Genomic DNA, 23,425 nt, shown 5'->3' with positions numbered 1-23,425 from the left:
GCCGGGGCAGCCCCAAGATCAACAGGGCACGCCCGCGGGCGGGACTTCGCAGTGGGTAACCGGGCCGCCGGAAACGGCCCGGCTCGCGTCAGTAGCGCTCGATGAAGAGATCGATCGCAGGACTCAGCGCGCCGCGCCAGCGCTGCGCCAGGGACTCGTCCCAGCGCGGATCCACCTCGCGGGCCGTCTCCACCATGCAGTTCAGCCACACCCCGTACAGCTCCGGCGCGACCGGTACGCGGCCATGGCGGCTATGCACCTCGGCCATCTTCTCCATGGTCGGGGCCACGAAGCTCTCGCCCTCGGCGTAACTGATCGCAGTGGAGATTGCCTGCCCGAGGGCCCGCTTCTGCTGCGACCAGTTGGTGGTCGTGAACGCCTGCGCCACCCGCTCGTCGGCGGCGAGAAAGCGTTCGTAGAAGCGATCCACGAAGTTGCCGGCCCGCCGACAACGCCCGTAGCTCTGGTGGACATCGGAGTAGCTCATCAAAACCCCCATTCCCGAAAAAGCGCGATTCTACCGGGATTGCTCCGAGGCGGGCTAATCCAGATCCCCCCGGGAGCAGGAACACATCGGGGTTACCCGGCTCCAGAGGACGGCCATCAACGTCCCTCGAGAACCCCTGCGTACTGGATACCGGCGAGACGTGCGAGATCGCGATCGAACGTGGTCAGATCATTCGGCCCGAAGTCCTCCAGACTGGAATGCCCACAGGCCCGCGCCAGTACTTTCATCAACTCGGTGGAACCATTCAGGAAGCGCTCCAGCCGCTCGCTCCCCTCCTGCGGGTCCAGCCGGCTGCGCAGTTTCGGATCCTGGGTCGCTACACCACTGGGGCACTGATTGGTATGGCACATCCGCGCGCTCACGCAGCCCACGGCCTGGATCGCCGAATTGGCGAGGGCAATCCCGTCCGCACCGAGGGCCAGGGCCTTCACGAAGTCCGCGGGCGTGCGCAGCCCACCGGTAACCAGCAGCGTCACCCGTCCAGTGGCGCCGTTGGCATCGAGAAAGCGCCGCGCCCGTGCCAGCGCCGGGATGGTAGGCACGCTGATGTGATCGCGCAGCAGGGCCGGCGCGGCGCCCGTGCCGCCGCCTCGGCCATCCAGGATCAGGTAGTCGGCGCCAGCCTCCAGGGCAAAGGCCAGGTCCGCCTCGATGTGGTTGGCCGACAGCTTGAATCCGACCGGCACACCACCGGTCTTCTCGCGCACCGCGTCGGCAAACCGGCGGAAATCGTCCGGACTTTGCAGATCGGCATGGGCAGCGGGTGAATGGGCATCCTGCCCCGCCTCGATCCCACGCACCCGCGCAATCTCGTCACTCACCTTGCTGCCCGGAAGAACCCCGCCCAGCCCGGTCTTCGCGGCCTGCCCGGCCTTGAAGTGAAACGCCTGAATCTGGTCCAGCACCTCGTCCGAATAGCCAAACTGCGCCGGCCCCAACTCGAACAGGTAGCGCGAATTCTCTGCCTGCTCGGCGTCCAGCATGCCCCCCTCGCCGGAGCAGATACCGGTCCCGGCCCGCTCTGCCCCGCGCGCCAGGGCGATCTTTGCCTCGCGCGAAAGCGCACCAAAGCTCATGTCCGACACCAGCAGCGGAATCGCCAGTTCCAGCGGGCGCTTCGCCTCGGGCCCGATCACCAGCGAGGTGCCCACGTCGGCATCTTCGTCGAGCGGGCGTGTGGCCAGTTGCGCCGCCAGGAGCTGCAGCCCGTCCCACGCGGGCAATCGATCGCGCGGGACACCCATGGCCACCGTTGTGCCATGGCGGCCCACACCCTCCAAGCCATCGCGTGCCAGGGCGTGAATCCACTCGACATGCGGTTCAACCGCGCTGTTACGGGGGCTCGGGGCCTGATCGCCCTGATCCGATGCCTCGGAATCCCCTTCCGCCGCGCTCGCGGGCTGACCCACCGCGTCCTGATCGAACTGCGCATGCGTCCCGTCGCAGTACGGCAGATTGCCGGACTGCTTGCACTGACACAGGTACGCCTCGCCGTCCTCTTCCGCCGTGAAAATCAGCGGCTCGATACCTGTGCCCTCGTGCGAGCCGTCGCAGAATGGCTGATCCTTCGAGCGCCCGCAGCGACAGAACGCGTACTCCTCGCCCTTTGTCAGTTCCACTCCCCGGGGTTCCACTGCGGCGATAATCGGTTCAGCCATCAGATGCTCCTTGCGCTCGAATTGAATCGTCCTCATCTGTGACAGTGAAAGTCGCACAAATTTCCGAATCCCCGCCGGCGCCGTATGATGACGTCGTCGCATCCAGCCCAGGGGGCCCCATGAGCACCGCCGACCACCGCCATACCCGCCGCGATTACACCCACGCCGAACTTCGCCGCAGCGACCTGCACGAAAACCCGCTCGGCCTGCTGAATGACTGGCTCGAGGCCGCCCGTGAAGCCGGCAACCCGGACCCCACCGCCATGATCCTGGCCACCGCCGGCGCCGACGGCCAGCCCTCCGCTCGCACCGTTCTGCTCAAGCACGTCGATCCCGAGGGCCTGGCCTGGTACACCGACTCGCGCAGCCGCAAGGGCCAGGACCTGAGCGAAAACCCGCAGGCCGCCCTATTGTTCTACTGGCCCGAGACCGAGCGCCAGATCCGGGTCGAAGGCCCGGTCACCGCCCTCCCGGGCGAACTGGCCGATACCTACTTCCACCAGCGCCCGCGCGGCAGCCAGATTGCCGCGGCGGCCTCGACCCAAAGCCACCCGGTCGCCGGCCGCGACGAACTCGAGCAACGTGTGCGTTCGCTGGAGCAGCAATACCCGGAGGGCGACATTCCGCGCGATCCCGCCTGGATCGGCTACCGCCTGCAGCCCGAACTGTTCGAATTCTGGCAGGGCCGCCCCAATCGGCTGCACGACCGGTTCCAATACCACCGCGTGGGCAGCGACTGGGAGATCACCCGTCTGATGCCCTAAGGGAGACGCTACCGCTCGGCCAACCGAATCTGCTAGGATTCGCTCCGTCGTAGCGGCTCGACCCCGCGCGGCAAGCAGATTCGGAGAGGTGCCGGAGTGGTCGAACGGGGCGGTCTCGAAAACCGTTGTACTCTCGCGAGTACCGAGGGTTCGAATCCCTCCCTCTCCGCCAAACACTAGCAAAGGGGCCCGAGCGGCCCCTTTCGCATGTCTGGCCTCTTCGGTTTCGGGATTCGAACCCGAGGAATCGAAAATGACGGTTCGACTGGCAGCGCGCAGCGATGCCAGAACGTCGCCGCAGGCGACGACCCGAAGGGCGAGGCGCGAAGAAGTGCCGAGTAATCCCTCCCTCTCCGCCAGATTCAAGCAAGGGGGCCCTAGTGGCCCCTTTCGCGTTCTTGGCCACAGATGCCTGGAGATTCGAACCCGAGGAATCGGAAACGATGGTTCGACCGGTGGCGCGCACGCGACACCAGAACGCCGCAGCAAAGCGAAAGCGGCCAGCCGCGCTGGCCGTAATCCCTCCCGCTCCGCCAGATTCCGCAAGCGCCTCTCATGTCACATGCGACCGTCTCACAGGCACAAAAAAAGCGGCCCGGTTTCCCGAGGCCGCTTTCTTGTTATTCAAAGCTGGTGGGCGGTACTAGGTTCGAACTAGTGACCCCTGCCGTGTGAAGGCAGTGCTCTACCGCTGAGCTAACCGCCCGGAGCGCGGACAAGATTAGGGTTCAAGCGATCGAACGTCAAGCGTTGCATGCCGAATATCCCGCTCCCATCGACCCCTTCGCCGGGAGACCCGGCACCGCCCCCGGTTGCCAGCCCGTCCCCCTTGCCAGACAATGCTCAGCCTCGGAGAGGTGGCAGAGTGGTCGATTGCACCGGTCTTGAAAACCGGCAGGGGTGAAAGCCCCTCGAGGGTTCGACAAGGCGGCGCAGCCGCCGCAGGACGTTGCCGCCAGGCAACGCCCGGAGGGTGAGGACCGCAGGTCCGAATCTATCCCTCCCTCTCGTGGCCGCCAGGCCACGCGGGCCACCCTCGGTTGCCAGCCCGCCCTCCTTGCCAGACAATGCCCAGCCCCGGAGAGGTGGCAGAGTGGTCGATTGCACCGGTCTTGAAAACCGGCAGGGGTGAAAGCCCCTCGAGGGTTCGAATCCCTCCCTCTCCGCCATTCCCACCGTCCCGGCCACAGTCATCTCCCGACTACGCCAAGCAACCCCACCTCTCGCGACTTCCTCGCAATACATAGCCGATATGGCATGTGTCATATAGAACAAGTTAGATAGAAGAAAATGGACTGACCGCCTATAATCTGGCGCTACTTTCGCGACTGCGCCCGTGCATCCGACCGGGCCCAGCACCGGCTGCCAGTATTGTGACGACGGCCCTGGCAAGCCCCGGCCCGGACTGCCCTTGGGCCCATTGCATCGGTTCCGGCCGTCGTCAACCCTCACGAACTGGCCAAGCGAGCGACCCGATGAATTCGATTCTGCTGCGAGTGTTCCCCTTCCTCAGCTGGCGCCCGACGAAGCAAACCCTCAACGCGGACCTCATCGCCGGGATCTCGGTCGCCCTGGTCCTGATCCCGCAGTCCATGGCCTATGCCCAGCTGGCCGGGCTGCCGCCGGTGTACGGGCTTTACGCCTCCCTGCTGCCCGTCATGGTCGCCGCGCTGTGGGGTTCATCGAACCAGCTCGCCACCGGCCCGGTCGCCGTGGTCTCGCTGCTTACCGCCTCGGCGCTGATACCGCTGGCCGCCGAGGGCTCTTCCGAATTTGTCATGCTGGCCATTGCCCTGGCATTCATCGTGGGCCTGGTCCAGTTGATGCTGGGGTTGTTCAAGCTTGGCGCGCTGGTCAGCTTTATCTCGCATCCGGTCATCGTCGGCTTCACCAATGCCGCGGCCATCATCATCGCCCTGTCGCAGCTGAACAAGATCCTCGGCGTCCCGATTGATACCAGCGGCCACTTCATGCTGGGTCTCTGGGGCGTGATGACGGAACTGGGCAGCGTCCACTGGCCCACGCTGGCGTTCGGCGTCGGCGCCATTGGCCTGATGGTGCTGATGAAACGGTTCGTGCCGAAGATCCCGGGGGTACTTGTCGCCGTGGTCGTGGCGATCCTGGTGAGCTGGGCAATCGGCTACGAGCAGAAGGCCGAGACGTCCCTTCAGCAGATCGCCCCGGCCCAGGTTCTGACTCTCGCGCAGTCCATCGAGAGCGATGGCAGGCGCCTCGCCGATCTCGACGAGCAGATCCGTCGGCTGGAAGCAGAGCTCCAGGAACAGGAAGGCGCCGAGGCCGTGCGCATGCGCCACGAGGCCGACCAGCTGCGTCTGCAGCGCGATGAACTGCGCCCCGAACTTGCCGGCATGCGCGAGGAGATCCGCGACATCACGCTGCGTCGCGTCCCCGGCGAGAACGATCAGCCTGCGCGGTTCATTGCAGACGATCACCTGACTGATGCCGAACGTGCACGCGCCGATCGCGCCGCATGGCGTATCGAACGGGTCGGTGAAGATACCGTGCATCTGAATGGCGGCGGCGCCGTGGTGGGCAATGTGCCCCAGGGCCTCCCCGGGTTCTCGATCCCGGATATCACCTTCGGCACCTTCACCACGCTGCTGACCACCGCCTTCGTCATCGCGCTGGTGGGCTTCACCGAGGCCATCGCGATCGCCAAGGCCATGGCAGCACGGACCGGCCAGCGCCTGGACCCCAGCAAGGAGTTGATGGGTCAGGGTCTGGCGAACATCGCCGGCGGCTTCACCCAGGGCTACCCGGTCAGCGGCTCGTTCTCGCGATCAGCGGTCAACCTGAACTCCGGCGCCAAGACCGGCCTCTCCTCGGTCTTTACTGCGGTACTCATCGGCCTGGCCCTGCTGTTCCTGACGCCGCTGATCTATCACCTGCCACAGGCGGTCCTCGCTGCGATCATCATGATGGCGGTTGCCGGGCTCGTGAACTTCAAGGCCATCAAGCACGCATGGGTGGCCAACAAGCACGATGGCGCTGCCGCGGCCGTGACCTTCGTTGCGACCCTCGCAATGGCTCCGAACCTGGACTACGGCATCCTCACCGGTGCCGGTCTGGCCATCGTGCTGTATCTGTACCGCACCATGAAGCCGCGTGTCTCGGAACTGGCACGCTATGAGGACGGCACCCTGCGCGAGGCCCAGCGCTACGGCCTGGAGACCAACGAGAAGGTCGGCATCATGCGCTTCGATGGGTCGTTGTACTTCGCCAACGTGCCCTACTTCGAAGATGCCGTACTGGACCTGCTGGCCCGCCACCCACAATCCAAATATCTGATCGTCGTCGGCAAGGGCATCAACGAGATCGACGCCTCCGGCGAAGAGGTCATCCATCAACTGGTTCACCGCCTCAAGGCGCGCGGCATCACGCTCGTGTTCGCCGGCGTCAAGGCCCAGATCATGGAGGTCATGCAGCGCACGGGGCTGGACGACATCATCGGCAAGGACAACATCTTCAAGTCCACCGACCATGCGGTGAAGACCATCTCGGAAAAGGTCGGCGAGCCGATCAAGTAACCCGCGCCGGGCCGATCACCGCGTGATCGGCCCGCATGCCCTGAAACCGCAAGGGAACCGCTGCAACCGGGAACGCTTGTCGCTACACTGTGCTTGTTTCGAATCCAATGAGGAGTTGACCCGTGTCCCGAGACCAGATCGTCCGCTCGAGTCGCAATCCGTCCAGCACTGGTTCCATCAGCGAGACCATCTCCACCAACAAGGTGATCCGGCAGACCTACATGCTGCTGTCGCTCACCCTGGCGTTCAGCGCGATCACCGCGTTCATCGCCATGGCGGTCAACGCGCCGCCGGTGCACTGGATCATCATGCTGGGGGTGCTGATCGGCGGCCCGTTCGCCATCCACGCCGCGCGCAACTCGGCGCTGGGCATCGTGCTGACCTTCGCCTTCACCGGCGTGCTGGGCTTCTTCCTCGGCCCGATCCTGAGCATGTACCTGGGTCTGCCGAACGGGCCACAGATCGTCGGCAACGCCTTCGCCGCCACTGCGGTCGCGTTTGTCACGCTTTCCGGCTACGCCCTGGCTACCAAGAAGGACTTCAGCTTCCTCGGCGGCTTCCTGGTCGTCGGCCTGATCGTCGCGCTGCTGGCCATCGTTGCCAACCTGTTCCTGGCGATCCCGGCTCTGTCGCTGGCCATCTCGGCCGCGGTTGTCCTGCTGCTGTCGGCCGCCATCCTGTTCGACACCAGCCGGATGATTCACGATCCCGAGGCCAACTACATCGTGATGACGGTCTCGCTGTACGCGAACCTCTATGTGATGTTCCTGCACCTGCTGAACCTGTTCCACGCCTTCATGGGCGACAACTAGGTTCCGCGCTGCACAGCACGGCAGGAATGCGTTCCAGGGCCCCGCACAGCGGGGCCCTTTTCATTGGACACCATCTTCATTGACTACGGGTACACGCCGATCATGAGCCAGCTCCAACGCGGTGTCTTTCTCGATCTCGCCACGGTCGACCGCGACGATCTTGACCTGACCGAACTCCGGGCCAGCCTTCCCGTGTGGTCCTTCCACGAGCACACCGAGCCGGATCAGCGGCTGGGCCGGATCGGCGATGCCGAGGTGATCGTCACCAACAAGGTCGAGCTGAATGCGGAGGTACTGGCCGCCGTACCCCGCCTGCGACTCGTCTGCGCCGCCGCCACCGGAACCAACAATATCGACGTGGAGGCAGCCCACCGCCTGGGTATCGTCGTCAGCAATGCGCGCGACTACGCCACCGACTCCGTGGTGCAGCACGTCTTCGCCCTGCTGCTGACGCTGGTCACCCAACTGGACGCCTACCGCGCGGACATTCGCGCCGGTCGCTGGAGCGCCTCCGATCAGTTCTGTCTCCTCGACCACCCCATCGGCACGGTGGCCGGAATGCGCCTCGGCATCATCGGCTGGGGCGTACTGGGCCGGGCCACCGCGCGCGTCGCCGAGGCCTTTGGCATGGAGGTGCTGGTCGCCGAGAGCCTGAATCCGGACCGCGCAGCACAAGAGGATCGCGTGCCGCTGGAACGGTTGCTGGGACAATGCGACGTCATCAGCCTGCACTGCCCCCTGACCGCGACGACCCGGCACCTAATCGATGATGCCGCCCTGCGCCAGATGCGTCCGGGGGCCCTGCTGCTGAACACCGCCCGGGGTGGCCTGGTCGATCCCGAGGCCCTGGCCAGGTACCTGCGCAGCGGGCATCTCGGCGGCGCCGGCATCGACGTACTGGAACCGGAACCCCCACCGGCGGATCACCCCCTGCTGGCCGACGATATCCCCAACCTCGTCCTCACGCCCCACACCGCCTGGGCCGCGCGAACCGCCCGGCAGCGGGTGATCGACGAGGTCACGGCCAATATCCACGGCTTCGCGAGCGACCAGCCGCGCAACGTGGTGGAGTAACCCACATGGATTCGGAAGCCCTGCAAAAACGCATCGAGGATCTGGAGATCCGCCTGGCCCATCAGGAATACACCCAGGAGGAGCAGGCCCGCGTGCAACTGGAGCTGCAACAGGCCAATACCGAGCTGCGCCAGCAGGTCCAGTGGCTGCGCGATCGCATGCGCGACCTCGAGGAGCACGGCGGCGGGCCGGAGGGCGCCGAACCACCCCCGCCGCACTACTGACGCCCATGCCACTCACCGTACGCGCGGCCCCCGGCCACGAGTCCGCCGCCAACGCACTGCGCCAGGCCTTGGCGGCGCGCGGCTACGCCCATGCCGGGGAAGCCACGCTCGTGCTGGAGACGGGAGACCGCGGGCTCGAACTGGTCCGCGAGGACGTACACCCGCCGCTGCGACTGCAGCTGGACTTTGCCGCCGGGCGCCAGGGCTATCGCCTCGCCCATGCCGGTCACCAGCGCGAGGGCCTGATCCGCGCCTTCGGCAGACTCCCGCGTGACGGCCATGTGCTGGATGCCTCCGCCGGCCTGGGCCGCGACACCCTCCTGCTGGCCGCGCACGGCTTCCGGGTCACGGCCTGGGAGCGGCATCCCGTGGTGTACCACCTGCTCGCCGACGCGCTGGAACGCGCGGCGGCCAGTCCGGAACTCGCGCCCATCATCGGACGCATCACCCTGCACGAGGGAAAGGCCGATCCGGCGCATCTCGCCGTCCCGGCAATGGCCGCGGTCTTCGATCCCATGTTCCCGGAACGGGCCAAGCGGGCCGCGGTGAAAAAGGACATGCAGCTGATGCAGGCGCTGATGCCCGAGGCGGCCGACCCCGACGCAGAGCAAACCCTGGCCACCCTGCGCCAGAACGTGGGACGTCGCGTCATCGTCAAGCGCCCGCTGCATGCGCCCGCCCTCGGTCCCGACTCGCCCCAGGCGAGCATCAAGGGCAAGAGCGTGCGCTTTGACCTCTACCCTGCCATCACCCTCGCGAAGGTGGAGGACGGCTGACTCAGTCCGTCCAGGCCGGACACGGTTTTCCGCGTCCGCAGAGACACCCGCATAGCGAGTTGGCGCCTCCCGGAACCACGTCACCCCTGGGGCCCTGTGAAAGAGCCGGGGCCGCTTGGGAGGTAACCTTCACGGTCTGCCCAGGATCAGTTGGTCATCCCCGGCAAAACGATAGTCGGGGATGGGCAGGTTGCGCCGGGCCGATTGATCCGCATATACGCGGCCGGCGCCGTCGTAACGTCCGCCCCGGCAGCGGTCGACAAAGCCACCGCTCCAGCCGTCGGCCTCGTCCGGGTGGACCAGGTCCAGCTCGCAACCCAGATCCGCACTTTCGCCGATCACCACCAGCCACTCGGGCCGGAAGCTGCGCAATGGCCGATCCAGCCCGTCCGGTTGCTGGCCGCGGCGGGCCTCCGGGTCGACCAGCTCGTCATCACCGGCCAGGGCGGCCTGCCACGCGGCATCGCGATGGACCACAAGCACGTGGCGGCTACCGTGAATCACACGCAGGGCCTCGCCCGGGGCAATCTCGGCAAGATCCACCCGCAGCGTCTCGCCACGGGTATCGCCCGGTCCGGAAAAGGCGTACCGGAGCATCACCCCAACCAGCAGCAGGGCGGCCCCGAGAACCATCAGTTTGATCAGGGCGCGGATGCGTACCCGAGTCAGCGAGTCGTTTGTTGCGTGCACCTGGTATCCCTGTTCGCGTCCGGAAGCCCCCGGAACCCGCGTCGAAATCGCTTTGCCTGAGACGGACGCACGCCGAGGGAAATACTGGTGAATGTACACCCTCGCGCTCGAGTCGCTTTTGCGTGCGAACAAGGCGCGGTGAGCGAAGTGTAGCCGAGCTACATAAGCGAGCCGCAACGCTGGGCGCACGCAAAAGCGGCCGAGCCCCTGCATTCAATGGTTTATGGGGTTGGCACCCCAGGTTCCCCGATCCTGCGTTGCGCCGCTTGCGGGTAGAACCACTACCCGCTGCACGACGCGCCTTGTCTCGGAAAACCTGGGGTGCCAACGCGAGTGTGTACATTCATCAGTATTTCCCTAGACTATGCAGCATGAATGAACCCAAACGCTCCAGTCGCACCTACGTCGGCCTGTACAACGACATGTACGCCGGCATGACCCCCATCGGCAATTTCATCCGCGATGCCTGGGTATTCGGCATCCTCCCGGAGGACGAAACCTGCGATGGCTGGGATGTCTCGCGTATCCAGATGCTGCATGACCAGGTCAACGCCGAGTGGGACAAATACAGCCTGCGCATCAGCAACCTCCCGCCCGAGCTGCGCGAGCGCCATGAGCGCATCCATAACGAAGCCATCGAGCGCGCCCGTGAGCACGGCTGGGTCGCCGGCCAGGACATCGACAGCGAGATGGGCGACGACGCCTGATGGGGGCCAGCGAACCGCTGATTCGCCCCCTTGTTGTCATCGCTGCCCTGTTGGCAGGGATTGCCGTCGTCCTCGGCGCCTTCGGCGCCCACGCCCTGCAGGAACGCCTGACGGAACAGGCCCTCGCGACCTGGCATACCGGCGTCCAGTATCACTTCATCCATGCCCTGGCCCTGCTGCTGGTCGCGGCGTTGTGGGCCCACCTGGCCAACGGCTGGGCCGCTGCCAGTGCAGTGGCGTTCGTGATCGGCATCCTGCTGTTCTCTGGGAGCCTGTATGCCCTGGCGCTCGGCGCACCCCGTATCCTCGGCGCGATTGCACCGCTGGGCGGCACGGCGTTTATCCTCGGCTGGGCCGGGTTGGCCATTGCCGCCTGGCGCGGCTGACCTATAATCGCGGCGCAGCCAACCCCCTCTTCCCGACCGTATCGAGATCCCCATGAGCCAGACCTCCTTCACCGTATTCGCCGAAAACACCCTGGACGACATCCAGACCCGCCTCACCGAGCAAAGCGCGCTGGACGACCTGGACATTGACCTGATCGACGGCGTGATGACGATCGAATTCGACGATGGCGCCCAGATGATCCTGAACCGCCAGGAGGCCGCACAGCAGATCTGGCTCTCCTCGCCCGAAGGACCGGCCCATTTCGGCTATTCCGACGAGGAAGGCACCTGGATCGACGATCGTAACGGCGAAGAGCTGCACGCGACCCTGGTGCGGGTCATCGAGCAGAAACTGGGCGTACCCGTCGAGCTCTGATCCGGCGACCACAGGTCGCTGTCAGTCGCCCTTGCCGGCCCCCTTCTTCGAAGCGTCCGGGCCCGCGGCCTCGCGTTCCTCCTGCGTTGCGGGCGCCTCTTCCAGCGCCCGCAGATGCGCCTCGACCTCGGCCAGTACCGGGTGGGGCTTGTCCTGTTCCAGCGCCATATCGATCGCCTTGAGCGCCTCCACCGCCTCCGCATCGCCGCGCAGCGGCATGCGCGCTACGCCCAGCGCCAGCATGCGGAACTGGCGGAACACCAGGTAGCTGAGCGTCGCCACCACCAGGGCGGCCCACACGTTGTCCTGGAACCAGAGCCATACCGCCGCCCCGTAGCCCCCGAAGGTCAGCGCGAAGATTCCCAGCGCCACGCGGTGGGAACGGGCAACGATACCTTCCAGCACTTCACGGTTGCGGATTACGAAGTCACGGTCGAAATGCAAAGGGATGATTCCTTGAGTCAGCGGCGTGGTCAGGGGCGCGGCGGCTGCTGGGCACGCCAGCGTTCGAAGGTCGGATACTCCTCGTAGCCACGGGTCAGGACAAAATCCAGCACGTTGCGCAGCCGATTCTGGTGGACGACCGAATCGATGCGGATAATTTCTTCGCCACGCTCGTCGAAGAAAATGAGCGTGGGCGCCCAGTGCACACCCAGTTCCGCGGCCCAGTCTTTTGCGTTGGTGCGGTCGCCACCCGGCGTCAGCACCGGCGTATCGGCATCGTCGGCATCCAGCTGCACCGCATCCATCAGGCCGATGCGCTCCAGCACTTCGTCCTGCTGCAGCGGCTCGGAGTGCATGATATCGCAGGCATGGCAGGCCTCGCGCTCAAAGAACACCACCAGTGGGCGTTCGGCGGGGATTCGGCTCCGATCCAGCGCATACGGCTGGTTGATGAAGAACTCCCGCTGGTTGATGTCGTCGAGATCGAACTTTGGCGGTGGGTCGGCGCGCTCCAGATAGTCGCGAAAACTCTCCTCGCGGTCATGCCGGTCAATCACGTATTCCAGCAGCGCGCGGAACCGGTATGGCGGGTAGTAACCGCGCATCTGATGGATGCGCTCGCCATCCTCGTCGTAAAAGGCAATCGAGGGGGTAAAGTTCAGCCGTTGTTCGGCGGCGTAGCGCCGTTCAAGCCAGGTCTCGCCGCCCAGGTCCGTGACTTCACGTGTGCCCAGCGCGTCGATCGCCACCACGTTGAAGTGTGACGCCAGGTACTCGCGGATATCGTCCTGGGCGAAGTTCTTGTCGAACAGCGCCTCGCAATAGGGGCAGTCATCCATGCCGAAGTAGACGGCCAGCCCCATCTTTCCCTGCTCCACCGCATCTTCCAGGTCCTCGCGCAGATCGAGGAAGCTCAGCTCGAACCAGTCGGGCGTATGCAGCCCAATCGGGCGCGGGGTGTCATCGAACACGATCCCCTCGTCGGATTCGACGGATTCGTCCGCCACAGAGGCGGTCGCGAACAACACCACCATGCCCAGCAGCGAGACGACGCTCGCCAGCCAACCCAACCAATTCTTCCTGCCAAGGGCGTTATTCACGTCGAGAAGACTCCCGGTGGACCTCCTATTCGGACGGCGGCTCCATCACCGAGGTTCCCCCGAGATACGGGCGCAGTTTTTCCGGGATGTGGATCGAGCCGTCTGCCTGCTGGTGATTCTCCAGCAGCGCGACCAGGGCCCGGCCCACCGCAACCCCGGACCCGTTGATGGTGTGCACCAGCTCCGGGCGTTCGCCCGCCTTCGGTCGGAAGCGCGCCTGCATGCGGCGCGCCTGGAAGGCCTGGAAGTTGGAGCAAGAGGAGATCTCGCGGTAGGCATCCTGGGCCGGCAGCCAGACTTCCAGGTCATAGGTGCGCGCCGCGGCAAAGCCCATGTCCCCGGCGCTCAGGAGCATCACGCGGTACGGAAGTTCCAGCGCCTGCAAGACCCGCTCGGCATGGCTCAGGAGTTCCTCCAGTGCGGCATCCGAGCTCTCCGGCTGCACAATCTGCACCAGCTCCACCTTCTCGAACTGGTGCTGCCGGATCAGGCCGCGCACGTCGCGCCCATAGCTGCCCGCCTCGGAACGAAAACACGGGGTGTGGGCCACCATCTTCAGCGGCAAGGCCTCGGCATCGAGGATCTGCTCGCGCACCAGGTTGGTCAGGGTGACCTCGGCGGTGGGGATCAGACGGTAGCGCTGGTCACAGTCGACCGAGAACAGGTCATCGTCGAACTTCGGCAATTGCCCGGTCCCCTCCAGCGATTCGGGGTTGGCCAGGTAGGGGACGTAGGTCTCCTGGTAGCCGTGCTCGCCGGTATGGAGATCCAGCATGAACTGGGTCAGTGCCCGGTGCAGGCGCGCCATCTGACCGCGCATCACCACGAAACGCGAACCGGCCACCCGCACCGCGGCCTCGAAGTCCAGCCAGCCACCGGGCAGGCCCAGATCCACGTGATCGCGCGGCGTGAAATCGAAGGTCCGCGGGGTCCCCTCGCGGCGGACCTCGACGTTGTCTTTTTCGTCCAGTCCGTCGGGCACGTCCGCCTGCGGCAGATTCGGGATCTGCATCAGCATCGCATCCAGCTCCTGCTGGACCCCGTGCAGATCGGTCTCGCACTGCTTGAGCTCGTCGCCCAGGCGCCCGACCTCGGCCTTCAGCGGCTCGATGTCCTCGCCTCGCGCCTTCGCCTGCCCGATACCCTTGGAGCGAGTGTTGCGGTCGGCCTGCAGCTCCTGGGTGCGCATCTGCAACGCCTTGCGGCGGGCCTCCAGGGCCTTGAAGCGTTCGCGGTCCAGGGTATAGCCACGGCGTTCCAGAGCGGTGGCAGTCGCATCCAGGTCCTGGCGCAGGCTGTGGATATCAAGCATGACGGATTTCCGGCAAGGGGTGGAAAGAACGACGGGGAAGTCTACGGTTGCCGCCCCGTGGCGTCCACGGTCGCGGCCAATGCCCTCACGAGGCGACCGGCCCGACCCCCAGCAGGAATCGAGTTCCGTGGAGCCCCGCTGCCGCAGCCAGCACGCAGACCAGCAGGCTCGCGAGCATGTAGCCCAGTGCACGCGCCCAGGCGCCTACATCCACCATGTGAACGACTTCCAGGGAGAAGGTGGAGAACGTCGTAAAGCCACCCAGCACCCCGACGACCAGCAACAAGCGCCAGGCCGGGTGCAGTTCCAGGCGCTCCACCAGCACCACGGCCAGTACCCCGATCAGGAACGAGCCGAGGATGTTGATGCTCAACGTACCCCAGGGAAAGGCACGCCCGAAGTGCGCCACCATCCACTCCTGCATCCCCAGCCGCAGTGCCGAGCCCAGCGCACCGCCTGCCGCCACTGCCAGATACGAGCCCAGCCCAATGCCCATCATCACGTCCCGCTTGCGGAAAAGACCCACAGTTTATGCGATCACCTCACACGGACCCAGCAGACCCCTACCATCGAGGCCATGAGCGCCCATCCCGCCACACCGCCGACCGAGGCCGCCGCACAGGCGCTGGCTGCGGTCATTGAGGGTCTGACCACCGAGCTGCCCTCGGACGCCCTGGTGGTCGAGGCCGCGGAACGCCGAGCCTATGAGTGCGACGGTCTCTCCGCCTACCGCCAGATCCCCGGGGCCGTGGCCCTGCCACGGACCCACGAGGAACTGCTGACCTGCCTCCGGCTTTGCCGCGAGCACGGGGTCCCGATCGTGCCACGCGGGGCTGGCACCGGGCTGTCCGGCGGCGCCCTGCCCAGCGAGACTGGGCTGCTGCTATCCCTGGCGCGCTTCAATCGCATCCTGGAGATCGATGCCGACAACCGCTGCGCGGTCGTCCAGCCCGGCGTGCGCAACCTCGCGATCTCCGAGGCGGCGGCCCCGCAGGGGCTCTACTACGCACCCGACCCGTCCTCGCAGATCGCGTGTTCCATCGGCGGCAACGTGGCCGAGAACGCGGGAGGCGTGCATTGCCTGAAGTACGGACTCACCGTGCACAACGTGATCGGGCTGGAACTGGTCACCCTCGAGGGCGAGATCATCCGCCTCGGCGGCAAGACGCTGGATAGTGCCGGACTGGACCTGCTCGCCTTCATGGTTGGCTCGGAGGGCATGCTGGGCATCGTCACCGAAGTCACCGTGCGGCTGCTGCCCCGCCCCGAGCGCACCCAGGTCCTGCTGGCCAGCTTTGACCAGGCCGAGGCCGCCGGACGCGCAGTGGCAGGCATCATCGCCGCCGGACTGATTCCCGCCGGGCTGGAAATGATGGACAACGCTGCCATCCGCGCTGCGGAGGACTTCGTCCACGCCGGCTACCCGGTGGAGGCGGCCGCGATCCTCTTGTGCGAACTCGACGGGACCAACGCCGAGGTCTCCGAGGACGTCATGGTGGTACGCCAGAAGCTCCTGGATCTGGGGGCCACCGAGGTGCACACCGCCCGCGACGACGCCGAACGCGCATTGTTCTGGGCCGGGCGCAAGGCCGCGTTCCCTGCCGCCGGGCGTATTTCGCCGGACTACTACTGCATGGACGGGACCATCCCGCGCCACCAGATCGGGACGGTGCTGGAACGGATCAACATCCTGTCGCGCGAGGTTGGCCTCGGCGTGTGCAACGTGTTCCACGCCGGCGACGGCAACCTGCATCCACTGATCCTCTACGACGCCAACCAGCCCGGGCAACTGGAAACGGCGGAGGCCTTCGGCCAGCAGATCCTCGAACTCTGCGTGGAGGTGGGTGGCACCGTCACCGGGGAACACGGCGTAGGCGTGGAAAAGCTGGACGGCATGTGCGTGCAGTTCGCCGCGCCGGAACTGGAGCAGTTTCACCACCTGCGCCGCGCGTTCGACCCGCTCGGGCTGCTCAACCCCGGCAAGGCCATCCCCACCCTCGCCCGCTGCGCCGAGTTCGGACGCCAACACGTCCACGGTGGGCAGCTGTCGCACCCGGAACTCCCGCGCCTGTAGGATGACCGGCTCGACCGAACCGAGCTAAACCTCCAATGCCCCGGGCCACCCTTGCTACCGCACTGGCCGACGACTTCTCCGGAGCCGTCGACGCCACCCTGAGGGCGCTGCAGGCGTTGATCCCGCTGGACATGTGGATGCTCACGCGGGTCGAATCCGACGACTGGGTGGTATTGCACACCCACGGCCACGCACCGCGCATCCGTCCCGGGGCGGCATTCAGCTGGCAGCACTCCTACTGCGTGCACATGAACGCCGGAGACGGACCGAACATCGCCGCCGACGCACGCACGGTTCCAGCCTATGCCAGTGCCCCGATCAATGACGTCGCAACGATTGGCTGCTACATCGGGTTCCCGCTGTACGATGCCGATGGCGAACTCTTCGGCACGCTTTGCGGATTGCATCCCGAACCCATGGACCCCGCGATCGAACACCATGAGCCGGTCGTTCGTGCCCTGGCAGGATCGCTGGGGCACCTGCTGCGCCTCAGCCAGCGCGCCGAGGGGCTGGACCGGTTGCGACAGCACGCGGCCCTGGCCGCCCACGGTGATCCCCTGACCGGCGTGCTCAACCGCCACGGCTGGGAGCTCGCGGTAGACGCAGAGGAGACCCGCTGCCAACAGAGCGGCCAACCCGCCGGCATCATCCTGTTCGATCTCTTCCCCGGGGACTCGAGCGTGGACAGCACTGGCATTCAGGATGACACCGAACTGGTTCGCGCGATCCTCGCCCTGCAGGGCCTGGCAGGCCCCAGCGACCTGATCGGTCGACTCGGTGGCACCCGCTTCGGCCTGCTCGCGATCGACCTGAGGGCGCAACCCCTGGCGGCGCGGGCGCAACACATCCGACAGGCCCTGTCCGCAAAGGCCATCCCCGCGGCCATTGGCCACGCCATGCGCGAACCCGGTGCTGGAAGCCTGGAACACGCCCTGAAGCGCGCGGAACGCGAACTGCGACCGGCAGCGCGACCTGCGATCTCCTAGACTTTTTCCATCCTGCGCGGCGAACAGCCGCCCCCACCGTCTCGACGGAATGCCCCATGGCCCGAATCTTCGATCCCCCCGATACCGCGCCCTCGCCGTTCAACCTCGGGGTCGATCACGTCCTGAAACTGCTCCGCCGGATCGCCCCCCTGGACGTCTGGATGCTAACCCGCATCGAGGGCAACGAGCAGATCGTGGTGCGCGCCGACGACCACGGGTACGGCATTCAGGCCGGCACGGCCTTTGACTGGAGCAACTCCTTCTGCATCCGCATGCTCGCCGAACGCGGCCCGCGAATCACGCCGGACGTACAACAGGTTCCCGCCTACCAGGAAGCCCTCGCCGCACAACCCGATCCCCCCGCCATCGGCAGCTACATCGGGTTTCCGGTACAGGACCACGAATACGAGATGTATGGCGTACTTTGCGCGATGAATCCGGAGCCCATATCGGCCGACATCGAAGCGCAATCCGACCAGATCCAGGCCGCCGTCACCGTCATCGAGTCACTGATCCGCCAGCGCCGCCAGATCGACGAACTGGAACGCGAGCGCGAGGCCCTGCGACTGGAGGCCTACAACGACGCCCTCACCGGCACCTGCAACCGGCGCGGCTGGCTACTCGCGTTGAGCGCCGAGGAACAGCGCTGCCAGGATCACAGCCTCCCGGCGGGTCTCGTCGCCATCGACCTCGACAACCTGAAGACCGTCAACGACCAGGAAGGCCATGACGCCGGCGACCGATTGATCAAGGCGGCTGGCCAGGCCCTGCGGGATGCCAGTCGCGAAATCGACATCATTGCCCGCCTGGGTGGAGACGAATTTGGCGTGCTGCTTCCGGAGACGCCGGCCGACCACCTCCCCGGGATCGCGAACCGGCTGCGGGCGGTGCTGCAGGAGGCCGGTGTGTCGGCGTCCATCGGTTACGCCTGCCGCACCGTCAGCGGGTCCCTGCCCGAGGCCCAGACCAGCGCCGATGCCGCGATGTACGCCGACAAGCGCCAGCGCCGCGGAACCCCCGGGCCCTGACGCCCTCGCGCGGCAAGCGCGATCGCCCTTTTCCTCCGAGCTCAACACACTTCACGCACCCCTCTGCCGCGGGCCGGTCGATGGTTTACCATTCACCTAATCCGCATCCGGACGACCCCTTCGCTACGAGGCCGTTTCATGAGCAAAACCGTCACGCTGACCGACAACACCACCGGCAAGAGCATCGAGCTGCCGATCCAGGAGGGCTCGCACGGCCCCAACTGCCTGGACGTCCGCACCCTGTACAAGGAGCTCGGCTACTTCACCTATGACCCGGGGTTCATGTCCACGGCCAGCTGTCGTTCGGACGTCACCTTTATCGACGGCGACGAGGGCACCCTGCTCTACCGTGGCTACCCAATTGAGCAGCTGGCGGAGGAAAGCACCTATCTCGAGGTCTGCTACCTGCTGCTGAACGGCGACCTGCCCGCCGCCGACGATCTGCACGACTTCTCGCGCATCATCAAGGAGCATTCGATGCTGCACGAGGCGGTGCGCCGCTTCTTCGACGGCTTCCGCCACGACGCGCACCCGATGGCGATCATGGTCGGCGTGGTTGGCGCGCTGTCGGCCTTCTATCACGACAACGTGGACGTGCATAACCCGGAACATCGGCGCATCGCCGCGCACCGGCTGATCTCCAAGATGCCCACCATTGCCGCATGGTCGTACAAGTACGCCAACGGCCAGCCGTTCATGTACCCGGACAACAACCTGTCCTACACCGCCAACTTCCTGGCGATGATGTTCGGCGTGCCCAGCGAGCCCTACCAGCCGAACCCGGTGTTCGTGCGCGCGCTCGACCTGATCCTGATCCTGCACGCCGACCATGAGCAGAACGCATCGACCTCCACCGTGCGCCTGTCCGGCTCCTCCGAGGCCAACCCGTTCGCCGCGATCTCCGCCGGCATCGCCTCGCTTTGGGGTCCACTGCATGGGGGTGCGAACGAGAAGGTCATCCGCATGCTCGAGGAGATCGTGCACTCCGACAAGAGCGTGGAGGACTTCGTGGCCCGCGCGAAGGACAAGAACGACTCCTTCCGCCTGATGGGCTTCGGCCATCGCGTGTACAAGAACTACGATCCGCGCGCCAAGATCATCCGCAAGATGTGCCACGACCTGCTGGCGGAGATGGGCGACATGGGCGCCGATAACCAGCCCCTGTTCGACGTCGCCATGGAGCTGGAACGTATCGCGATGGAGGACGACTACTTCATCGAGCGCAAGCTCTACCCCAACGTGGACTTCTACTCCGGCATCATCCTGCGCGCGATGGGCATCCCGTTGAACATGTTCACCGTGATCTTTGCCCTCGCCCGCACCGTCGGCTGGATCTCGCACTGGAACGAAATGATGCAGGATCCCGAATCCCGCATCGGCCGCCCGCGCCAGCTCTACACCGGCTACCGCTCGCGCGACTACACCTCCATCGAGGAACGCTAGAGAGACACGGATCCATGCGCAGGTCCGCGTTGGCACCCCGTGTTTTCCGCGACCCGATACGGCACGCAGACGGGTAGACGCGCTACCGGCCTGTGTCCTCTCATTGGAGGTCGCAACGCAGATCGGGGAGCGTGGAGTACCCACCCCACGACCGATGGAACGCCGGGGCTTGGCCGATTCTGCCCACCGACGGTGTTGCCGCGCGAGCGCGAACGCGTGCGTTGATCCGCATCCACCCCAGGCGGGCATCCGATCCGATGCTTGCCGAACTCCCGCGCCGGTGCTATCTACTGGGTAGTAACAAGGGAGGGAGTGCTCATGTCCACCGACCGTTTCTTCATGTTGTTTGCCGGTATTGTCGTCCTGATCAGCGTACTGCTCACCTGGCTGGCCAGCCCCTGGTGGCTGCTGCTCGCCGTCTTCATGGGCATCCACCTGATTCAGGCCTCGTTTACCGGCTTCTGCCCGCTGGTGATGATCCTGAAATCCATGGGGCTCAAGCCCGGCGAAATCTTCCCCTGAACCCGGCCCGCGCGGTGGGTGGCGAGGAAACCCCATCGACTGCGCGCCCCTTGTGTTCGTGAGCGTCAGACTGCATATTAGACTTCGCTAATACTTAATCAGGAGACACCATCCATGAGCATTGACCGCATTGTCCTCGCCTTTGCCGGCACCGTCGTGATCATCAGCGCCATCCTCGGGTGGGTCTTCACCCCGATGTGGCTGATCCTGACCCTGTTCGTCGGCGCGAACCTGTTGCAGTCCGCCTTCACCGGCTTCTGCCCGCTGGCCATGATCCTGAAGGCGATGGGCGTGAAGCCCGGGGAAGCCTTCAACTAATACCGAGGGGTCCCCACCCCTTCCAAGGCCCGGGCACCGCTGGTCCCGGGCCTTTTTGTTTGCGCCGCCCGCGAGTGATCAACGCCTGTCTACACTTCAGGTGATACCCACTCACGCTGAGGGTAGGCCCAATGCGATTTCGAGACCGAAAGGAAGCCGGCGAGCAACTCGCACATGCCCTGGACCGCTATCGCGGCCAACCCGGCGTTGTGTATGCCTTGCCGCGCGGCGGAGTCCCCCTGGGGATCGCCGTCGCCCGGCACCTGGGCATGCCCCTGGATCTCCTGATCCCGCGCAAGATCGGCCACCCGTTCCATCCCGAGTACGCGATCTGTGCCGTGCCCGAGCAGGGCGAACCGGTCTGCAATCCACGCGAGGCGGAACGCGTCGATTCAGGCTGGCTGGACCAGGCCGAGGCACGCGAACGCGCCGAAGCCCGGCGCAGGCGCCAACTGTACTGCACGACGCCTTCCCCGGACGTTGGCGGCAAGCTGGCGATCATTGTCGACGACGGGATCGCCACCGGACTCACCATGCGCGCCGCGATCCGCGACGCACGTCAGCGCCAGCCTCGCCATCTGGTCGTGGCGATCCCGGTGGCACCAGAGGAGACCGCGGCGCTCCTGGAAAACGAGGTCGATGAACTGGTCACCCTGGACATCCCCGAGTACTACCGCGGCTCGGTGGGGGCGTACTACGACGATTTCGAACAAGTCTCCGACGACGCGGTCATCGCGATGATGGCCTCCGTCCACCGTGCGGAAAACCCCGATGTCTCGCGCGAATGAACAGTCCGTCGACCTGGCCCTGGACGGCCAGGTCCACCAGGGGATTCTCGGCGTGCCCGAGAGACCCATTGGGCTCGTCGTTTTCGCACACGGCAGCGGTAGCAGCCGCCTGAGCCCGCGCAATCATCAAGTGGCGCGGACACTGCAGGCCAGCCGCATCGCCACCCTGATGTTCGATCTTCTCACCGAAGAGGAAGATCGCACCTACGCCAACCGCTTCGATATCGAACTCCTCGGCCGGCGGCTGGTGCAGGCCTGCCAATGGGCGTCCGTCCAGCCTCGCCTGGCAACCCTGCCGCTCGGGCTGTTTGGCGCCAGCACCGGCGCCGCCGCAGCGTTGCAGGCCGCTGCAGCAGCTCCGGAGACCATCCGGGCCGTTGTCTCGCGCGGCGGGCGCCCGGATCTGGCGGGCGCCGCCCTGCCCCGAGTCGAGAGCCCTACCCTCCTCATCGTGGGCGGTGACGACACCATGGTGATTCAGCTGAATCGCCAGGCGCAGGCGCTTATGCACGCGCGCTGCGAGCTCCAGATCGTACCCGGCGCCAGCCACCTGTTCGAGGAACCGGGCACGCTGGAACAGGCAGCCGAACTCGCGGCCGCCTGGTTCAGCAAGTGCTTGCCTACGGCGTAATGGCGACCTTCAGCACGCCGTCGCGTTGATGCGAGAACAGCTCGTAAGCCGTCTCGATATCCGCCAGCTTGTAACGGTGCGTCACCATCGGCGTCAGCTCCACGCGCCCCGAGGCGACGACCTCCATCAACCGCCGCATGCGTTCTTTCCCGCCGGGGCACAGGGTGGTCACGATGGTGTGATCGCCCAGCCCGGCTGCAATCGCATCCAGCGGCATGGAAAGCTTGCCCGAATACACCCCGAGACTGGAAAGGGTCCCGCCCGGTTTCAGGATGCGCAGACAGGCCTCGAAGGTCTGCTGCTGCCCCAGGGCCTCGATGGCCACATCGACCCCGCGCCCGCCAGTCAGCTCCATGATCGTCTCGACCGGGTCCTGCTCGCGGAAGTTGATCGCCACATCCGCGCCCAGCTTGCGGGCGGTCTCCAAGCGCTCCGGCACCCCGTCCACCACGATGATCCGGGTGGCCCCCATGAGCTTGGCACCCGCCGTGGCACAAAGGCCGATAGGGCCCTGGGCGAACACGGCCACCGTATCGCCGATGTGGATGTGCCCATGCTCGGCGCCGCCGAAACCGGTGCTCATGATGTCCGGACACATCAGTACCTGTTCGTCGCTCAGGCCGTCCGGCACCGGGGTCAGATTCGCCTGCGCATTGGGGATGCGCACGTACTCCGCCTGACAGCCATCGATCGTGTTTCCCAGTTGCCAGCCACCCATGGCCTTGCCACCACACTGGCTGGAGATGCCCTCCTGGCAGGAATGGCATTGCCCGCAGGGCGTGATCGCGCCCGCGATGACCCGCTGGCCGACCTCGTAGCCGGTCACTGCGTCCCCGAGGCGTTCGATCACCCCAACCGGTTCGTGCCCCACGATGCGGCCCGCCTCCACCGGGTATTCGCCCTTGAGGATATGCACATCGGTCCCGCAGATGGTCGTGGTCGTCACCCGCAGCAGGGCGTCCGTCGGCCCGATCTCCGGGATTGGACGCTCCTGCAACTCGATCCGCCCGGGTTCGACAAAAACTGCCGCCTTCATCGTGCTCATACCAACCTCCTTTGTAGCGTTCCCGGAAAAACACTGAACCACCCGCTTTCCATGATTTCGAGCGCAGCGAGCCAATCAATCGGGCCGGGCCATCCGCTGTTCATGGATTGCTTCGCCGCTGCGCTACCCGCAAGCCCGGCTCATCCAGCGTTTTCCCCAAGGGGCGGCATGCCGTCATGCACACCCTGTTCATCAAACATAGCAGGCCAGC

Annotated in this window: 25 protein-coding genes, 4 tRNA genes and 1 other RNA gene; 21 read left to right on the top strand and 9 right to left on the bottom strand. The window is 65.8% G+C overall.

Annotation, left to right across the window (positions count from 1 at the left end):
* Positions 1–88 precede the first annotated feature (88 nt).
* Together G335_RS0110400 and G335_RS0110395 are read right to left on the bottom strand one after the other, a co-directional pair.
* Positions 89–487 (bottom strand): globin, encoded by a 399-nt coding sequence (locus G335_RS0110400; protein ID WP_018145553.1) that lies wholly within the window; start codon positions 485–487, stop codon positions 89–91.
* 116 nt (positions 488–603) lie between these two features.
* Positions 604–2,166: a glutamate synthase-related protein gene (locus G335_RS0110395; RefSeq protein ID WP_018176711.1), complete on the bottom strand. Its 1,563-nt coding sequence runs from the start codon at positions 2,164–2,166 to the stop codon at positions 604–606.
* A 119-nt stretch (positions 2,167–2,285) separates the two neighbouring features.
* Here G335_RS0110395 and pdxH point away from each other — a divergent pair, with 119 nt between their 5' ends.
* The 3 genes from pdxH to G335_RS14015 all read left to right on the top strand — a co-directional run bounded on the left by pdxH (position 2,286) and on the right by G335_RS14015 (position 3,289).
* Positions 2,286–2,930: a pyridoxamine 5'-phosphate oxidase gene (pdxH, locus tag G335_RS0110390; protein WP_018169887.1), complete on the top strand. Its 645-nt coding sequence runs from the start codon at positions 2,286–2,288 to the stop codon at positions 2,928–2,930.
* An 82-nt stretch (positions 2,931–3,012) separates the two neighbouring features.
* Positions 3,013–3,102 (top strand) — tRNA-Ser (locus tag G335_RS0110385).
* Positions 3,103–3,155: 53 nt separating this feature from the next.
* A non-coding RNA gene (locus tag G335_RS14015) (RtT sRNA) lies at positions 3,156–3,289 on the top strand.
* A gap of 272 nt (positions 3,290–3,561) precedes the next feature.
* Here G335_RS14015 and G335_RS0110380 read toward each other — a convergent pair.
* Positions 3,562–3,636 (bottom strand) — tRNA-Val (locus tag G335_RS0110380).
* Between the two features lie 145 nt (positions 3,637–3,781).
* Between G335_RS0110380 and G335_RS14205 the strand changes: the two genes are divergently transcribed.
* The 7 genes from G335_RS14205 (at position 3,782) to G335_RS0110350 (ending at position 9,364) form a co-directional block, all read left to right on the top strand.
* Positions 3,782–3,941 (top strand) — tRNA-Ser (locus G335_RS14205).
* A gap of 68 nt (positions 3,942–4,009) precedes the next feature.
* Positions 4,010–4,099, top strand: a tRNA-Ser gene (locus tag G335_RS0110375).
* Between the two features lie 306 nt (positions 4,100–4,405).
* On the top strand, positions 4,406–6,478 hold the full coding sequence (locus G335_RS0110370; protein WP_018176710.1) for a SulP family inorganic anion transporter: 2,073 nt from the start codon (positions 4,406–4,408) through the stop codon (positions 6,476–6,478).
* Positions 6,479–6,600: 122 nt separating this feature from the next.
* Complete coding sequence (locus G335_RS0110365; protein WP_018145549.1) at positions 6,601–7,290, top strand: Bax inhibitor-1/YccA family protein; 690 nt, start codon at positions 6,601–6,603, stop codon at positions 7,288–7,290.
* A gap of 102 nt (positions 7,291–7,392) precedes the next feature.
* On the top strand, positions 7,393–8,364 hold the full coding sequence (locus G335_RS0110360) for a D-2-hydroxyacid dehydrogenase (protein ID WP_026304821.1): 972 nt from the start codon (positions 7,393–7,395) through the stop codon (positions 8,362–8,364).
* A gap of 5 nt (positions 8,365–8,369) precedes the next feature.
* Positions 8,370–8,588: a SlyX family protein gene (locus tag G335_RS0110355; RefSeq protein ID WP_018145547.1), complete on the top strand. Its 219-nt coding sequence runs from the start codon at positions 8,370–8,372 to the stop codon at positions 8,586–8,588.
* A 5-nt stretch (positions 8,589–8,593) separates the two neighbouring features.
* On the top strand, positions 8,594–9,364 hold the full coding sequence (locus G335_RS0110350; RefSeq protein ID WP_018176708.1) for a class I SAM-dependent methyltransferase: 771 nt from the start codon (positions 8,594–8,596) through the stop codon (positions 9,362–9,364).
* Positions 9,365–9,493: 129 nt separating this feature from the next.
* On the opposite strand, the gene G335_RS0110345 is transcribed toward G335_RS0110350, so the two are convergent.
* Positions 9,494–10,054 (bottom strand): hypothetical protein, encoded by a 561-nt coding sequence (locus G335_RS0110345; RefSeq protein WP_018169891.1) that lies wholly within the window; start codon positions 10,052–10,054, stop codon positions 9,494–9,496.
* A 371-nt stretch (positions 10,055–10,425) separates the two neighbouring features.
* Between G335_RS0110345 and G335_RS0110340 the strand changes: the two genes are divergently transcribed.
* Genes G335_RS0110340 through cyaY form a run of 3 tightly spaced genes read left to right on the top strand, consistent with a single transcriptional unit; the run spans position 10,426 to position 11,523 of the window.
* Positions 10,426–10,761, top strand: a complete 336-nt coding sequence (locus G335_RS0110340; protein ID WP_018145544.1) for a hypothetical protein — start codon at positions 10,426–10,428, stop codon at positions 10,759–10,761.
* Positions 10,761–11,147, top strand: coding sequence for a DUF423 domain-containing protein (locus tag G335_RS0110335; protein ID WP_018176707.1), 387 nt, complete (start codon positions 10,761–10,763; stop codon positions 11,145–11,147). Before G335_RS0110340 ends, G335_RS0110335 begins: the two co-directional genes overlap by 1 nt.
* 52 nt (positions 11,148–11,199) lie before the next feature.
* Complete coding sequence (cyaY, locus tag G335_RS0110330; protein ID WP_018176706.1) at positions 11,200–11,523, top strand: iron donor protein CyaY; 324 nt, start codon at positions 11,200–11,202, stop codon at positions 11,521–11,523.
* 21 nt (positions 11,524–11,544) lie between these two features.
* On the opposite strand, the gene G335_RS0110325 is transcribed toward cyaY, so the two are convergent.
* The 4 genes from G335_RS0110325 to crcB all read right to left on the bottom strand — a co-directional run bounded on the left by G335_RS0110325 (position 11,545) and on the right by crcB (position 14,875).
* Positions 11,545–11,967, bottom strand: a complete 423-nt coding sequence (locus G335_RS0110325; RefSeq protein ID WP_018176705.1) for a hypothetical protein — start codon at positions 11,965–11,967, stop codon at positions 11,545–11,547.
* Positions 11,968–11,996: 29 nt separating this feature from the next.
* Positions 11,997–13,037 (bottom strand): thioredoxin fold domain-containing protein, encoded by a 1,041-nt coding sequence (locus tag G335_RS0110320; RefSeq protein WP_018176704.1) that lies wholly within the window; start codon positions 13,035–13,037, stop codon positions 11,997–11,999.
* Positions 13,038–13,092: 55 nt separating this feature from the next.
* Positions 13,093–14,379 carry a serine--tRNA ligase gene (serS, locus tag G335_RS0110315; protein WP_018176703.1) on the bottom strand — a complete coding sequence of 429 codons (1,287 nt, stop codon included), beginning with the start codon at positions 14,377–14,379 and terminating at the stop codon, positions 13,093–13,095.
* A gap of 85 nt (positions 14,380–14,464) precedes the next feature.
* Positions 14,465–14,875: a fluoride efflux transporter CrcB gene (gene crcB, locus G335_RS0110310; RefSeq protein WP_018145538.1), complete on the bottom strand. Its 411-nt coding sequence runs from the start codon at positions 14,873–14,875 to the stop codon at positions 14,465–14,467.
* An 81-nt stretch (positions 14,876–14,956) separates the two neighbouring features.
* Between crcB and G335_RS0110305 the strand changes: the two genes are divergently transcribed.
* The 8 genes from G335_RS0110305 (at position 14,957) to G335_RS0110270 (ending at position 22,169) form a co-directional block, all read left to right on the top strand.
* The gene (locus G335_RS0110305; RefSeq protein WP_018176702.1) at positions 14,957–16,453 is read left to right on the top strand and encodes an FAD-linked oxidase C-terminal domain-containing protein; all 1,497 of its coding nucleotides are present in this window, start codon (positions 14,957–14,959) and stop codon (positions 16,451–16,453) included.
* Between the two features lie 35 nt (positions 16,454–16,488).
* Complete coding sequence (locus G335_RS0110300; protein WP_018176701.1) at positions 16,489–17,439, top strand: GGDEF domain-containing protein; 951 nt, start codon at positions 16,489–16,491, stop codon at positions 17,437–17,439.
* Positions 17,440–17,495: 56 nt separating this feature from the next.
* The gene (locus G335_RS0110295; protein ID WP_018176700.1) at positions 17,496–18,467 is read left to right on the top strand and encodes a sensor domain-containing diguanylate cyclase; all 972 of its coding nucleotides are present in this window, start codon (positions 17,496–17,498) and stop codon (positions 18,465–18,467) included.
* Positions 18,468–18,605: 138 nt separating this feature from the next.
* Positions 18,606–19,910, top strand: coding sequence for a citrate synthase (locus G335_RS0110290; RefSeq protein WP_018169899.1), 1,305 nt, complete (start codon positions 18,606–18,608; stop codon positions 19,908–19,910).
* 318 nt (positions 19,911–20,228) lie between these two features.
* Positions 20,229–20,432, top strand: a complete 204-nt coding sequence (locus G335_RS0110285) for a DUF2892 domain-containing protein (protein WP_018169900.1) — start codon at positions 20,229–20,231, stop codon at positions 20,430–20,432.
* Positions 20,433–20,546: 114 nt separating this feature from the next.
* Positions 20,547–20,750, top strand: coding sequence for a DUF2892 domain-containing protein (locus G335_RS0110280; RefSeq protein WP_018145532.1), 204 nt, complete (start codon positions 20,547–20,549; stop codon positions 20,748–20,750).
* Positions 20,751–20,881: 131 nt separating this feature from the next.
* The gene (locus G335_RS0110275; RefSeq protein WP_018176699.1) at positions 20,882–21,538 is read left to right on the top strand and encodes a phosphoribosyltransferase; all 657 of its coding nucleotides are present in this window, start codon (positions 20,882–20,884) and stop codon (positions 21,536–21,538) included.
* Positions 21,522–22,169 carry a dienelactone hydrolase family protein gene (locus tag G335_RS0110270; RefSeq protein WP_018176698.1) on the top strand — a complete coding sequence of 216 codons (648 nt, stop codon included), beginning with the start codon at positions 21,522–21,524 and terminating at the stop codon, positions 22,167–22,169. Before G335_RS0110275 ends, G335_RS0110270 begins: the two co-directional genes overlap by 17 nt.
* On the opposite strand, the gene G335_RS0110265 is transcribed toward G335_RS0110270, so the two are convergent.
* Positions 22,159–23,214, bottom strand: coding sequence for an NAD(P)-dependent alcohol dehydrogenase (locus tag G335_RS0110265; RefSeq protein ID WP_018176697.1), 1,056 nt, complete (start codon positions 23,212–23,214; stop codon positions 22,159–22,161). The genes G335_RS0110270 and G335_RS0110265 overlap by 11 nt on opposite strands.
* Between the last annotated feature and the right edge of the window lie 211 nt (positions 23,215–23,425).

Source organism: Thioalkalivibrio sp. AKL8 (genome assembly GCF_000380525.1).
Classification (GTDB): domain Bacteria; phylum Pseudomonadota; class Gammaproteobacteria; order Ectothiorhodospirales; family Ectothiorhodospiraceae; genus Thioalkalivibrio; species Thioalkalivibrio versutus.
Note: the sequence above shows the minus strand (reverse complement) of the source record. Positions and strands in the feature narration are given on the sequence as shown.

What these genes read in the sequence shown, in the direction of transcription:
- G335_RS0110400 (WP_018145553.1), bottom strand. Translation starts at nt 487, where the DNA reads ATGAGCTACTCCGATGTCCACCAGAGCTACGGGCGTTGTCGGCGGGCC.
- G335_RS0110395 (WP_018176711.1), bottom strand. Translation starts at nt 2,166, where the DNA reads ATGGCTGAACCGATTATCGCCGCAGTGGAACCCCGGGGAGTGGAACTG.
- pdxH (WP_018169887.1), top strand. Translation starts at nt 2,286, where the DNA reads ATGAGCACCGCCGACCACCGCCATACCCGCCGCGATTACACCCACGCC.
- G335_RS0110370 (WP_018176710.1), top strand. Translation starts at nt 4,406, where the DNA reads ATGAATTCGATTCTGCTGCGAGTGTTCCCCTTCCTCAGCTGGCGCCCG.
- G335_RS0110360 (WP_026304821.1), top strand. Translation starts at nt 7,393, where the DNA reads ATGAGCCAGCTCCAACGCGGTGTCTTTCTCGATCTCGCCACGGTCGAC.
- G335_RS0110355 (WP_018145547.1), top strand. Translation starts at nt 8,370, where the DNA reads ATGGATTCGGAAGCCCTGCAAAAACGCATCGAGGATCTGGAGATCCGC.
- G335_RS0110350 (WP_018176708.1), top strand. Translation starts at nt 8,594, where the DNA reads ATGCCACTCACCGTACGCGCGGCCCCCGGCCACGAGTCCGCCGCCAAC.
- G335_RS0110340 (WP_018145544.1), top strand. Translation starts at nt 10,426, where the DNA reads ATGAATGAACCCAAACGCTCCAGTCGCACCTACGTCGGCCTGTACAAC.
- G335_RS0110335 (WP_018176707.1), top strand. Translation starts at nt 10,761, where the DNA reads ATGGGGGCCAGCGAACCGCTGATTCGCCCCCTTGTTGTCATCGCTGCC.
- cyaY (WP_018176706.1), top strand. Translation starts at nt 11,200, where the DNA reads ATGAGCCAGACCTCCTTCACCGTATTCGCCGAAAACACCCTGGACGAC.
- serS (WP_018176703.1), bottom strand. Translation starts at nt 14,379, where the DNA reads ATGCTTGATATCCACAGCCTGCGCCAGGACCTGGATGCGACTGCCACC.
- crcB (WP_018145538.1), bottom strand. Translation starts at nt 14,875, where the DNA reads ATGGGCATTGGGCTGGGCTCGTATCTGGCAGTGGCGGCAGGCGGTGCG.
- G335_RS0110305 (WP_018176702.1), top strand. Translation starts at nt 14,957, where the DNA reads ATGAGCGCCCATCCCGCCACACCGCCGACCGAGGCCGCCGCACAGGCG.
- G335_RS0110300 (WP_018176701.1), top strand. Translation starts at nt 16,489, where the DNA reads ATGCCCCGGGCCACCCTTGCTACCGCACTGGCCGACGACTTCTCCGGA.
- G335_RS0110295 (WP_018176700.1), top strand. Translation starts at nt 17,496, where the DNA reads ATGGCCCGAATCTTCGATCCCCCCGATACCGCGCCCTCGCCGTTCAAC.
- G335_RS0110290 (WP_018169899.1), top strand. Translation starts at nt 18,606, where the DNA reads ATGAGCAAAACCGTCACGCTGACCGACAACACCACCGGCAAGAGCATC.
- G335_RS0110285 (WP_018169900.1), top strand. Translation starts at nt 20,229, where the DNA reads ATGTCCACCGACCGTTTCTTCATGTTGTTTGCCGGTATTGTCGTCCTG.
- G335_RS0110280 (WP_018145532.1), top strand. Translation starts at nt 20,547, where the DNA reads ATGAGCATTGACCGCATTGTCCTCGCCTTTGCCGGCACCGTCGTGATC.
- G335_RS0110275 (WP_018176699.1), top strand. Translation starts at nt 20,882, where the DNA reads ATGCGATTTCGAGACCGAAAGGAAGCCGGCGAGCAACTCGCACATGCC.
- G335_RS0110270 (WP_018176698.1), top strand. Translation starts at nt 21,522, where the DNA reads ATGTCTCGCGCGAATGAACAGTCCGTCGACCTGGCCCTGGACGGCCAG.
- G335_RS0110265 (WP_018176697.1), bottom strand. Translation starts at nt 23,214, where the DNA reads ATGAGCACGATGAAGGCGGCAGTTTTTGTCGAACCCGGGCGGATCGAG.